Genomic DNA, 11,936 nt, shown 5'->3' on the forward strand with positions numbered 1-11,936 from the left:
GCGTCATGGATGACGACATGTTCGAGCAGCCGTACCAGGAGGCGGGGGCGTACCGAGGTGACGCCCACGTAGGCCATGAAAAGCGCGGCAGCCCCCAGGACCAGGGCAGCCAGTGGTTCGACAACGAGGCAGGACCGCTCGTGCGCCCGTACGCGATGACCGGCGGACGGACCACGGCCGGCCCACAGGCGATGCGGTTCGACCTGATCGCCCTCGTGTCGCTCGACTCCGCCGCGCCCGACACCCACGACGACACCGCCCTCGGGCCCGAGCACCGCTCGATCATCGAGCTGTGCCGGGTCGAGACGCAGACGGTCGCCGAACTCGCCGCAGGGACCGACCTGCCCGTGGGCGTGGTCCGGGTGCTCCTCGGCGACCTGCTGGAACTGGCCTGTGTCAAGGTCAGTCGGCCGGTGCCGCCCGCTCAGCTACCCGACGAGAAGATTCTGAGAGAAGTCATCGATGGGCTCCGAGCACTCTGACGCGACGGCCGGTGGCAGCAGCACCGCACTGGCCCTGAAGATTCTGGTCGCGGGCGGATTCGGGGTGGGCAAGACCACCCTGGTCGGCGCGGTCAGTGAGATCCGTCCCCTGCGCACCGAGGAACAACTCAGCGAGCTCGGCGAGTCCGTGGACGACACCGCGGCCGTGTCCCGCAAGACCACCACGACCGTGGCCATGGACTTCGGCCGCATCACCATCAGGAGCGGCCTCTCGCTCTACCTGTTCGGCACACCGGGCCAGGACCGGTTCTGGTTCCTGTGGGACGAGTTGTCCCAGGGCGCGCTCGGCGCCGTCGTCCTCGCGGACACCCGACGGCTCGAAGACTGCTTCCCCGCCGTGGACTACTTCGAGCACCGGCGCATCCCGTTCGTCGTGGCGGTCAACTGCTTCGTGGGTGCCCGGGCGTTCGGGGCGCACGACGTGGCGCGGGCCCTCGACCTCGACCGTGGGACGCCGGTGGTGCTGTGCGACGCGCGCGACCGGGACTCGGGGAAGGAGGTGCTGATCCGGCTGGTCGAGTACGCCGGGCGGATGCACACCGCCCGGCTCCTCGACTCCGTCGGCTGAGACGGGACGGGGTCAGTCGGAGACGCTGCCGAGGGCGACGACTTTCTCGACACGTACGCGGACGACGAGTTCACCCGGTACCGCGTTGCGCCGGCCGAACTCCTCGGCACGGTCCGCACCCATGTACCGGCCGCCGATCCGGGTGGCCGAATCCAGCAACTCGGCGGGGTCCTCGCTGAGTTCGGCGCGGCCCTGGATCGTCACGAACGAGAACGGCGGTCGCTCGTCGTCGATGCACAGGGCCACGCGCCCGTCGCGTGCCAGATTGCGGCCTTTGACCGTGTCCTTGCCGGTGTTGAAAACGATGTCGTCGCCGTCCAGGACGAACCAGACGGGCGCGATGTGCGGACTGCCGTCGGCCCGTACGGTCGACAGTTTTGCGGTGTGCGTGCCCTCGGAGACGAAGGCCCGCCATTCCTCATCGGTCATCTTGTGTGCCATGGGTCCATCCTGCTTGCCCGGACGCCGACCGTGGGGAAGGCTGGCGAGAGAGATCCTCCGGGCAGGGGAGCGGTCCCCTCCCGGGGCGGGACGCCACAGAAGCGGGGAGACGGGATCATGGGGCAGAACACGGGACTCGACTGGCTGCTGGACGACCTGACGCAGCGCGTCGAACATGTGCGACACGCCCTGGTCCTGTCCAACGACGGGCTGGTGACGGGGGCCAGCACGGGGCTGCGCCGTGAGGATGCCGAGCATCTCGCCGCGGTCTCCTCCGGACTGCACAGCCTCGCCAAGGGATCCGGTCGGCACTTCGGTGCGGGCGGCGTGCGCCAGACGATGATCGAGTTCGACGAGGCCGTACTCTTCGTCACCGCCGCCGGGGACGGCAGCTGCCTGTGCGTGCTGAGCTCCGCCGAGGCCGACATCGGCCAGGTCGCGTACGAGATGACGCTGCTCGTGAACCGAGTCGGCGAGCACCTCGCGGTCGGGGCAAGGCATCCGGAGCGGATGCCCGTCATTGACCTCTGATGCCCTGACGCCCTGACGCCTCTGACATCTATGGCGCCTTTGACCTGCGGTGACGTAGGGATCGGCGAAGTTATCCACAGGCCCGGACGGAGAATTCCGATCCGGGCTACGGTTTTCCCGAGCGGTCACGGACAGTGACCGGGCGTCATCGACCGACGGGGGAGAACCATCGTGCAAGGCGACATCATGACCAGGCCCCAGGGCAGCGCGGCCCGCGAACTGGGGCTCAAACGGGGCGAGTTCGACCTCGCCGTACGACTCGGCCGCATCCGTACCGTCGCGGCACCGGACGGCGGCAGGCGCCGCGTTCCCCGCGAGGAGATCGAGCGGATCCGCGACGCGGAGGGCTTTCCGCAGGCCCTGCGCGATCAGGTCAGGGTGGTGGGGACGGCGGAGGGCGCCGCGCTGATGGGCATCCCGCCGACCCGCTTCACCCGGCTCGCCCGCGCGGGCCTGCTCACGCCCGCGAAATTTTATTTGAACCGATACCGCACCGTGGTGTGGCTGTATCTGGCCCAGGAACTCAGGGAGTTCGCGGACTCGGAGCTCCATGCGCCGCTGATGACGGGCCGTGCACCCGACAAGATGCGGGCCCGGCTCACGGCCGGTGAGGACCTGAGGCCGCGCCGATGGCGCTCCCGCCACGCGGGCTATCTGCTCGGCCAGTGCAGCGATCCCTGGGAGCGGGCCGCGGCGATGGCCACGCTCCTGGACCCCGCGCAACTCGCCGAACTCGTCGAGAACCCTTACGAGCGCGCCTACTTGCAGCGCCTTCGACCCGAGGAGTCCTGGTACGGAGCGCCCGAGTCACCGGCGGCCCGGGTCGTCGAGCGCATCCTGATCGCCGACGACCCCGACGAGATCAGCTGGTTGCGGGCGAATCTGCTGCTGAGCCTGGCCCAAGCGCGGGACCTGCGTCCGGCGCCGCGGCCCACGAGGCCCGAGCCGGGCCTCGCATCAGGCCTCGCCGGCGGACCCGTCGGGGATGCCCTGCCCGCCCGGCAGTCCGTACTCGCCCTTGTTCCCGAGGACACTTCCGTCCCCGAATCGGTCCCCGAACTCCCGGCGGATCGGCCGGCCCGGGGGCTGTGGGGGCGCCTCCTCGGTAGACGAGGCTGACGGCCCGGCGTGCGGCAGCGTTACGCGGAGCCCTCGACAGCGTCCAGATCCCGGGCGTAGTGCTCGATGGCCGGCCGGTACCCCACGAGATCCGGGTCGGCGCTGGTCGCGGCCAGCACCGTGAGCAGCAGCCGCATGCCGTCGTGAGCGCGGCCCACGTTGTACAGCGCCATCGCCAAGAACGTCTTGAGTGCGTTGTCCTCGGGGAACTCGGCGGCCGCGGCGCTCAGCGTGGCCACGGCCTCGGCGTGCCGGCCGAGTGTGCGGTACGTGCTGCCGAGACCGAGCAGGGCGCCGCGGCGCTCCTCCTCGGACAGGCCGGTGCCCGCGACCGCGGCGACGTAGTGGGGCACGGCCTGGGCCTCCAGGCCGAGAGTGTCGTGGACCCAGGCGGTCTGGTAGGCGACCTGCGCGTCATCGGGGAACTCCCCGCGCAGCGCGAGGAGTTGCGTGCGGGCCTCCTCACGGCGCCCCGACTCGCGCAGCCGCACCGCCTGCGCGAGCAGTGCGTCGCGATCGGCTTCCGGCCCTGTCATGCCTCGAGCTTCCGGAACAGGCCCTCCTGGACCACGGACACCAGCAGACGTCCCTCGATGTCGTAGATGCGCCCGCGGGCCAGGCCCCTGCCACCCGTCGCGATCGGGGACTCCTGGTCGTAAAGGAACCACTCATCGGCACGGAAAGGACGGTGGAACCACATGGCGTGGTCGAGCGAGGCCATGTCGAATCCGCGCGGACCCCACAGCGGTTCGACCGGCAGACGCACCGCGTCGAGCAGCGTCATGTCGCTGGCGTACGTGAGCGCGCAGGTGTGCACGAGCGGATCATCGCCCAGGGGACCCACGGCGCGCATCCACACGGCGCTGCGCGGCTCGGCGGCCTCGACCTCCTCGGGGGTCCAGCGCAGCCCGTCCACGTAGCGGATGTCGAAGGGCTGGCGGCGCGCCATGCGTTCCAACGCGTCGGGCAGGGCGCCCAGATGGCCCCTGATCTCGTCGGCGATCGTCGGCAGGGACTCCGGGTCCGGCACCTCACGGGCCGGCGGCAACTGGTGCTCGAAGGCTCCCTCTTCGAGCTTGTGGAAGGAGGCGGTGAGATTGAAGATCGTGCGGCCCTGCTGCACGGCGGTGACGCGGCGCGTGGTGAACGAGCGGCCGTCGCGGACCCGTTCGACCTGGTACACGATGGGCACACCCGGACGGCCCGGGCGCAGGAAGTACGCGTGCAGCGAGTGCACGGGGCGGTCGCCCTCCGTGGTGCGTCCCGCCGCGACCAGTGCCTGTCCCGCGACCTGCCCGCCGAAGACGCGCTGGAGGGACTCCTGCGGGCTGCGCCCGCGGAAGATGTTGACCTCGATCTGCTCCAGGTCGAGCAGGTCGACGAGCCGCTCCGCAGGATTCGTCATGCGTGGTTCTCTCTCGTGTGCGCGGCCGGAGAACTCCGGCGCGTGGGCGCGGGCGGACACTATCGTCCGCCCGCTCCGGGATCTACAACTGGCCGACGTCCGTGACCCGGACGACGGCGCGGCCCTCGGCGTCGGAGGCCGCGAGGTCGACCTCGGCACTGATGCCCCAGTCGTGGTCGCCGTTCGGATCGGCAAAGGTCTGGCGGACCTTCCACAGGCCGTGCTCCTGATCCTCCTCGATCATGAGCAGCTTGGGTCCGCGGGCGTCCGGGCCCGTGCCGAGGTCCTCGTACTCGTCCCAGTACGCGTCCATGGCCTCGCCCCAGGCGTCCGCGTCCCAGCCCGACTCGCCGTCCATCTCACCGAGTTCGTGGACGTTGTCGAGGGCGGCGAGTTCGACCCGGCGGAACATGGCGTTGCGCACCAGGACCCGGAAGGCCCGCGCGTTCGCCGTGACCGGCTTGACCTGGTCGGCCTTCTCCTGGGCCTCCTCGGCGGTCATCACCTCCGGGTTGGCGAGCTGCTCCCACTCGTCCAGGAGGCTGGAGTCGACCTGGCGCACCATCTCGCCGAGCCAGGCGATCAGATCCTCCAGGTCCTCCGACTTGAGGTCGTCCGGCACGGTGTGGTCGAGCGTCTTGTACGCGCTCGCCAGGTACCGCAGGACGATGCCCTCGGTGCGCGCGAGCTCGTAGAACGAGGTGAACTCGGTGAAGGTCAGCGCCCGTTCGTACATGTCGCGGATGACGGACTTCGGGGACAGCGGGTGGTCGCCGACCCAGGGGTGGCTCGTGCGGTACGTGTTGTACGCGTGGAAGAGCAGCTCCTCCAAGGGCTTCGGGTACGAGATGTCCTGGAGGCGCTCCATGCGCTCCTCGTACTCGACGCCGTCCGCCTTCATCAGGGCGACGGCCTCGCCGCGGGCCTTGTTCTGCTGGGCGTGCAGGATCTGCCGGGGGTCGTCGAGCGTGGACTCCACGACCGACACCATGTCCAGCGCGTACGAGGGCGACTCCTGGTCGAGCAGGTCGAATGCGGCGAGGGCAAACGTCGACAGCGGCTGGTTCAGCGCGAAGTCCTGCTGCAGGTCCACGGTGAGGCGAACGACGCGGCCCGTGGAGTCCGGCTGGTCCAGCTTCTCGACGATGCCGCCGTCGAGCAGCGAGCGGTAGATCGCGATGGCCCGGCGGATGTGCCGCAGCTGGGCCTTGCGCGGCTCGTGGTTGTCCTCGAGCAGCTTGCGCATCGCCTCGAACGCGTTGCCAGGGCGGGCGATGACCGAGAGCAGCATCGTGTGCGTGACGCGGAAACGCGAGGTGAGCGGCTCGGGCTCGGAGGCGATCAGCTTCTCGAAGGTCGTCTCCGTCCACCCGACGAAGCCTTCCGGTGCCTTCTTGCGGACCACCTTGCGGCGCTTCTTCGGGTCGTCGCCGGCCTTCGCGAGCGACTTCTCGTTCTCGATGACGTGCTCGGGCGCCTGCGCGACGACGAAGCCCGCCGTGTCGAAGCCCGCGCGTCCGGCGCGGCCAGCGATCTGGTGGAACTCGCGGGCACGCAGCGTGCGCACGCGCGTGCCGTCGTACTTGGTGAGAGCGGTGAACAGCACCGTCCGGATCGGGACGTTGACGCCCACGCCGAGGGTGTCGGTGCCGCAGATGACCTTCAACAGGCCCGCCTGGGCAAGCTTTTCGACGAGCCGCCGGTACTTCGGCAGCATGCCGGCGTGGTGGACGCCGATGCCGTGCCGTACGTAACGGGACAGGTTGCGGCCGAACTTGGTGGTGAAGCGGAAGTTGCCGATCAGCTCGGCGATCTTGTCCTTCTCCTCGCGCGTGCACATGTTGATGCTCATCAGCGCCTGTGCGCGCTCGACGGCCTGCGCCTGTGTGAAGTGCACGATGTAGACCGGCGCCTGCTTCGTGTCGAGCAGTTCGGTCAGCGTCTCGGTGAGCGGCGTGAGCCGGTACTCGTAGGAGAGCGGGACCGGGCGGGTGGCCGAGCGCACCACCGACGTGGGACGGCCCGTGCGACGCGTGAGGTCCTTCTCGAACATCGCGACGTCGCCGAGCGTCGCCGACATCAGGATGAACTGCGCCTGCGGCAGTTCGAGCAGCGGGATCTGCCAGGCCCAGCCGCGGTCCCCCTCGGCGTAGAAGTGGAACTCGTCCATGACGACCTGGCCGATGTCGGCCCGCGCGCCGTCCCGCAGCGCGATGGAGGCGAGGACCTCGGCGGTGCAGCAGATGACGGGTGCGTCCGAGTTCACGGACGCGTCGCCGGTCAGCATGCCGACGTTCTCCGTGCCGAACAGCTTGCACAGCTCGAAGAACTTCTCGGAGACCAGCGCCTTGATGGGAGCCGTGTAGAAGGTGACCTCGTCCCGGGCGAGTGCGGCGAAGTGCGCACCGGCCGCGATCATGCTCTTGCCGGATCCGGTCGGCGTCGAGACGATCACGTTCGCCCCCGACACCGCCTCGATCAGCGCCTCCTCCTGGTGCGGATAGAGGGTGAGACCACGCTCCTGCGCCCACGACTCGAAGGCGTCGTAGAGGGCGTCCGGGTCGGCGGTCTTCGGGAGCTGATCGATAAGGGTCACGTCACCATCTTGCCTGTCCTTCCACCCGTTCCGGCAATCGGATGCCCGTACGAAGATCACAAACGCTACGCTGAGGCGCCGACGGGACGTCAGGCCATGGGGAACCCGCAGAACTCAACACGGCGTCGGTACAGGGGACATGCAGGCTCGGCGCGAGCCGCAGACACTACGAGGACAGGGGCGGATCACAGCCATGATGGGACCGGCACACTCGCTGTCAGGAGCGGCGGCCTGGCTGGGGGTGGGCGCGGCCGCGGCGGCCGCCGGGCACCCGATGCCCTGGCCGGTCCTGCTGGTCGGAGCCTTGATCTGTGCGGGGGCGGCCCTCGCCCCCGACCTCGACCACAAGTCGGCGACCATCTCGCGCGCCTTCGGACCGCTGTCCCGCGGGCTGTGCGAGATCGTCGACAAGATCTCGTACGCCGTCTACAAGGCCACCCGCAAGCAGGGCGACCCGCGTCGTTCCGGCGGACACCGCACCCTCACCCATACGTGGCTGTGGGCGGTCCTGATCGGGGCGGGCACCTCGGCCGCCGCGATCACGGGGGGACGCTGGACGGTCCTCGGGATCCTGTTCGTCCACATGGTGCTCGCCATCGAAGGCCTGCTGTGGCGGGCCGCGCGGGGCTCGAGCAGCGACGTTCTGGTGTGGCTGCTCGCGGCGACCAGCGCCTGGATCCTGGCCGGCGTCCTGGACAAGCCGGGCAACGGGGCGGACTGGCTGTTCACCGCGCCGGGCCAGGAGTACCTGTGGCTCGGCCTGCCGATCGTGCTCGGTGCGCTCGTGCACGACATCGGGGACGCTCTCACCGTCTCGGGCTGCCCGATCCTGTGGCCCATCCCGATCGGCCGCAAGCGCTGGTACCCGATCGGGCCGCCGAAGGTGATGCGGTTCCGGGCCGGAAGCTGGATCGAGCTGAAGGTCCTCATGCCGGTGTTCATGCTGCTCGGCGGAGTGGGCTGCGCGGCCGCGCTCAACTTCATCTGAGCCCGGCCGCGCCCCACCCCCTGGTCCGGCTACCCGTGCCAGGACCGCCACAGCGCCGCGTACGCCCCGTCGGCCGCGACCAGCTCGTCGTGACTGCCGAGCTCCCGGATCCGGCCCTCCTCGACCACGGCGATCACATCCGCGTCGTGCGCCGTGTGCAGGCGGTGCGCGATGGCGACGACCGTACGACCGTCGAGGACGCGGCCGAGCGAGCGCTCCAGGTTCCGGGCCGCACGCGGGTCGAGCAGCGACGTCGCCTCGTCCAGGACCAGCGTGTGCGGGTCGGCGAGGACGAGGCGGGCCAGTGCGATCTGCTGCGCCTGCGCCGGGGTGAGCGCCGTGCCCCCGGAGCCGACCTCCGTGTCGAGGCCGTCGGTCAGGCCGCGGGCCCAGCCGTCGGCGTCGACCGCGCCGAGGGCCGCCCACAGCTCGGCGTCCTCGGCCCCGGTCCTGGCGAGCCGGAGGTTGTCACGCAGGGAGCCCACGAAGACGTGGTGCTCCTGGTTGACCAGGGCGACGTGCGAGCGCACCTGCTCCGCCTGCATCCGGGACAGCTCGGCGCCGCCGAGGGTGACCTGTCCGAGGCGCGGGGCGTAGATCCCGGCGAGCAGCCGGCCGAGCGTGGACTTGCCCGCGCCGGACGGCCCGACCAGGGCGAGCCGCGTTCCCGGTGCGACGCCGAGGGACACCTCGCGCAGCACGTCGACGCCCTCGCGGTAGCCGAAGTGCACCTCGTCCGCGCGCACGTCGCGGCCGTCGGGCCGTACGGAGGCGTCGCCCGCGTCCGGCTCGATGTCGCGGACGCCGACGAGGCGGGCCAGGGACACCTGGGCGACCTGCAGCTCGTCGTACCAGCGCAGGATCAGGCCGACCGGTTCCACCAGCATCTGCGCGATGAGTGCGCCCGTGGTGAGCTGGCCGACGTCGATCCAGCCCTGCAGGACGAAGACGCCGCCGATCAGTACGACCGACAGAAGCACCGTCGTGTGCACGGTGTTGATCACCGGGAAGAGCACGGAGCGCAGATACAGCGTGTAGCGCTCCCACGCCGTCCACTCCTTGACACGCTGCTCGGACAGCTTCACGCGGCGGTCGCCGAGCCGGTGCGACTCGACGGTGCGCCCGGCGTCCACGGTCTCCGCGAGTGCCGTGGCCACGGCCGCGTACCCGGCGGCCTCGGAGCGGTACGCCGACGGCGCACGCTTGAAGTACCAGCGACAGCCGAGCACCAGAACCGGGACGGCGACCAGGATCGCCGGGGCCAGTGGCGGGGCCGTCACCGCGAGACCGCCGATGAGCAGGCCCGCCCACACGACCCCGATGGACAGCTGGGGCACGGCCTCGCGCATGGCGTTCGCGAGCCGGTCGATGTCCGTGGTGATCCGGGACAGCAGGTCACCCGTGCCGGCCCGCTCCAGGACACCCGGCGGCAGGCCGACGGAGCGCACGAGGAAGTCCTCGCGCAGATCCGCCAGCATCCGCTCGCCGAGCATCGCCCCGCGCAACCGCACCTGGCGCACGAACACCGCCTGGACGACCAGGGCGAGTGCGAACAGGGCGATGGTGCGCTCCAGATGGAGTCCCTGGAGGGAACCGGCCCCGTCCGCCACGTCCTGGACGACACCGCCCAGCAGATAGGGGCCGGTCATCGAGGCGACCACGGCGACCGTGTTCACGCCGATCAGCAGTAGGAAGGCGCGCCGGTGCCGCACATACAGCTCCCGCACATAGGCGCGGACGGTGGCCGGGGCGCCGACCGGCAGGGTGTTCGCGGTGGTGGGGGCCGCCGGGTCGTAGGCCGGAGGCGCTACGCCGATCATGCCGTCTCCTCGATGTCGATCGTGATGTCGATGTCGGACCCGGTGCCCGCCCCGGCACGGGAGCGGGCCGCGGCCTCGTCGTCCGTCTCCCGCGTGACGACCGCGCGGTACCGGGGTTCGCTGTGCACCAGTTCGCGGTGCTCGCCCACCGCGGCGACCTCTCCCTCGTGCACGAGGACCACGCGGTCGGCGCGGTCGAGCAGCAGGGGCGAGGAGGTGAGGACCACCGTGGTGCGGCCGTGCCGCAGGGCGCGGACGCCCTGGGCGATGCGGGCCTCGGTGTGCGAGTCGACTGCGGACGTCGGCTCGTCGAGGACCAGCACCTCGGGGTCGGTGACCAATGAGCGTGCGAGGGCGAGGCGTTGGCGCTGGCCACCGGAGAGGGACCGGCCGCGCTCGGTGATCCGCGCGCTCATGGGGTCGTCGTCCAGGGACGCCTGGGTAAGGGCGTCGAGGACGTCCGAGCACTGCGCCGCGGCCAGGGCCTCGTCCGGGCGGACGGATCCGGTGCGCGGAATGTCGAGCAGTTCGGACAGCGTGCCCGACAGCAGCACCGGGTCCTTGTCCTGCACGAGCACCGTCGTACGCGCCGTGTCCAGCGGCAGTTCGTCCAGCGGCACCCCGCCCAGGAGCACGGACGGCACCGTCGCCGCGTCGGCGTCGGTCTCGTCACCCGGGGCGTGGCCGCCGAGACGGTCGGCGAGGCGCCCCGCGAGATCCGGGTCGCCGCACACCACGGCGGTGAGCCGGCCGGCCGGGGCGAGCAGACCGGTCGCCGGGTCGTACAGGTCACCGGTCGGGGCGTCGGTGTCGCGCAGCCCGCCCGCCGGGTCGGTGGTGCGCTCCAGGGACAGCACCCTGGCCGCGCGCTGTGCCGACGGACGCGAGAAGGAGTACGCCATGGCGATCTCCTCGAAGTGCCGCAGCGGGTAGTTGAGGATCATCACGGCGCTGTAGACGGTGACCAGTTCGCCCACGGTGATCCGGCCCTCGCGGGCGAGGTGGACGCCGTACCAGACGATCACGATCAGCAGCAGACCCGGGAGGAGGACCTGGATGGAGGAGATCAGTGACCACATGCGGGCGCTGCGCACGGCGGCCTTGCGGACCTCCTGCGAGGCGCGGCGGTAGCGGTCGAGGAAGAGTTCCTCGCCGCCGATGCCGCGCAGCACGCGCAGTCCGGCGACGGTGTCCGAGGCGAGTTCGGTGGCCCGGCCCGCCTTCTCCCGCTGGTGGTCCGCGCGCCGGGTGGCGCGCGGCAGCAGCGGAAGCACGGCGAGGGCGAGCACTGGCATGCCGATCGCGACGACGCTGCCGAGTGCGGGCTGGTACACGACCAGGCCGACACAGACGATGACGACGGTGAGCGCGGCGGCGGCGAAGCGGGAGAGCGCCTCGACGAACCAGCCGATCTTCTCCACGTCACCGGTGGACACCGCGACGACCTCGCCCGCGGCGACCCGCCGGGTGAGCGCCGAGCCGAGCGCGGCGGTCTTGCGGGCGAGCAGCTGCTGCACGCGGGCGGCCGCCGTGATCCAGTTCGTGACCGCGGTGCGGTGCAGCATCGTGTCGCCGACGGCGATGGCGATGCCCAGCAGCACGATCACCGCGCCGGCCACGGCGAGCCGGGCGCCGGAGCCGTCGACGACGGCCTGTACGGCGTAGCCCACACCGAAGGGGAGGGAGGCGACCGAGGTGAAGTGCAGCAGCCCCCAGGCGAGGGACTTGAACTGGCCGCCGAGCTGGTTCCGGCCGAGCCAGCGCAGGAACCGGGGGCCGGAGCGTGCGTCGGGCACGCCCGGGTCGGGATACGGAAGGTCGGAGATCTGCATGACGTCCCAGAGCTCGAAGGCGGAAGCGGAGAAGGCGGGAAGGCGAGAAGGCGAGAAGGCGAGAAGGCGAGAAGGCGAGAAGGCGAGAAGGCGAGAAGGCGAGAAGGCGAGAAGGCGAGAAGGCGAGAAGGCG

Annotated in this window: 11 protein-coding genes; 5 read left to right on the forward strand and 6 right to left on the reverse strand. The window is 70.8% G+C overall.

Features of this window, described 5'->3' with window-relative positions:
• Nucleotides 1-5: 5 nt before the first annotated feature.
• Nucleotides 6-482, forward strand: coding sequence for a DUF742 domain-containing protein (locus tag ACIBUY_RS33090; protein WP_365572545.1), 477 nt, complete (start codon nt 6-8; stop codon nt 480-482).
• Nucleotides 463-1,071, forward strand: coding sequence for an ATP/GTP-binding protein (locus ACIBUY_RS33095; protein WP_365572542.1), 609 nt, complete (start codon nt 463-465; stop codon nt 1,069-1,071). The genes ACIBUY_RS33090 and ACIBUY_RS33095 overlap by 20 nt, the downstream gene beginning before the upstream one ends.
• Nucleotides 1,072-1,083: 12 nt before the next feature.
• Here the strand turns inward: ACIBUY_RS33095 and ACIBUY_RS33100 are convergent, their stop codons facing one another.
• On the reverse strand, nt 1,084-1,512 hold the full coding sequence (locus tag ACIBUY_RS33100) for a PPOX class F420-dependent oxidoreductase (RefSeq protein WP_365572539.1): 429 nt from the start codon (nt 1,510-1,512) through the stop codon (nt 1,084-1,086).
• Between the two features lie 117 nt (nt 1,513-1,629).
• On the opposite strand from ACIBUY_RS33100, the gene ACIBUY_RS33105 reads away from it, so the two are divergent.
• Together ACIBUY_RS33105 and ACIBUY_RS33110 are read left to right on the forward strand one after the other, a co-directional pair.
• Complete coding sequence (locus ACIBUY_RS33105) at nt 1,630-2,043, forward strand: roadblock/LC7 domain-containing protein (RefSeq protein ID WP_365572536.1); 414 nt, start codon at nt 1,630-1,632, stop codon at nt 2,041-2,043.
• 186 nt (nt 2,044-2,229) lie between these two features.
• A complete protein-coding gene (locus tag ACIBUY_RS33110; RefSeq protein WP_399154565.1) occupies nt 2,230-3,162 on the forward strand; it encodes a DUF6397 family protein in 933 nt (310 codons plus the stop codon).
• Between the two features lie 20 nt (nt 3,163-3,182).
• Here the strand turns inward: ACIBUY_RS33110 and ACIBUY_RS33115 are convergent, their stop codons facing one another.
• The 3 genes from ACIBUY_RS33115 to ACIBUY_RS33125 form a co-directional block, all read right to left on the reverse strand.
• Nucleotides 3,183-3,698, reverse strand: coding sequence for a tetratricopeptide repeat protein (locus tag ACIBUY_RS33115; RefSeq protein ID WP_399154566.1), 516 nt, complete (start codon nt 3,696-3,698; stop codon nt 3,183-3,185).
• Nucleotides 3,695-4,567, reverse strand: a complete 873-nt coding sequence (locus tag ACIBUY_RS33120; RefSeq protein ID WP_365572527.1) for an acyl-CoA thioesterase II — start codon at nt 4,565-4,567, stop codon at nt 3,695-3,697. The genes ACIBUY_RS33115 and ACIBUY_RS33120 overlap by 4 nt, the downstream gene beginning before the upstream one ends.
• Before the next feature lie 82 nt (nt 4,568-4,649).
• Nucleotides 4,650-7,223, reverse strand: a complete 2,574-nt coding sequence (locus tag ACIBUY_RS33125; protein WP_365572524.1) for a DUF3516 domain-containing protein — start codon at nt 7,221-7,223, stop codon at nt 4,650-4,652.
• A gap of 133 nt (nt 7,224-7,356) precedes the next feature.
• On the opposite strand from ACIBUY_RS33125, the gene ACIBUY_RS33130 reads away from it, so the two are divergent.
• Nucleotides 7,357-8,151, forward strand: a complete 795-nt coding sequence (locus tag ACIBUY_RS33130; RefSeq protein ID WP_365572521.1) for a metal-dependent hydrolase — start codon at nt 7,357-7,359, stop codon at nt 8,149-8,151.
• Between the two features lie 29 nt (nt 8,152-8,180).
• Here the strand turns inward: ACIBUY_RS33130 and ACIBUY_RS33135 are convergent, their stop codons facing one another.
• The gene (locus ACIBUY_RS33135; protein WP_365572518.1) at nt 8,181-9,971 is read right to left on the reverse strand and encodes an ABC transporter ATP-binding protein; all 1,791 of its coding nucleotides are present in this window, start codon (nt 9,969-9,971) and stop codon (nt 8,181-8,183) included.
• Nucleotides 9,968-11,803: an ABC transporter ATP-binding protein gene (locus tag ACIBUY_RS33140; RefSeq protein WP_365572515.1), complete on the reverse strand. Its 1,836-nt coding sequence runs from the start codon at nt 11,801-11,803 to the stop codon at nt 9,968-9,970. Before ACIBUY_RS33140 ends, ACIBUY_RS33135 begins: the two co-directional genes overlap by 4 nt.
• Nucleotides 11,804-11,936: the final 133 nt, after the last annotated feature.

It is taken from the genome of Streptomyces sp. NPDC050085, assembly GCF_044460595.1.
GTDB lineage: Bacteria > Actinomycetota > Actinomycetes > Streptomycetales > Streptomycetaceae > Streptomyces.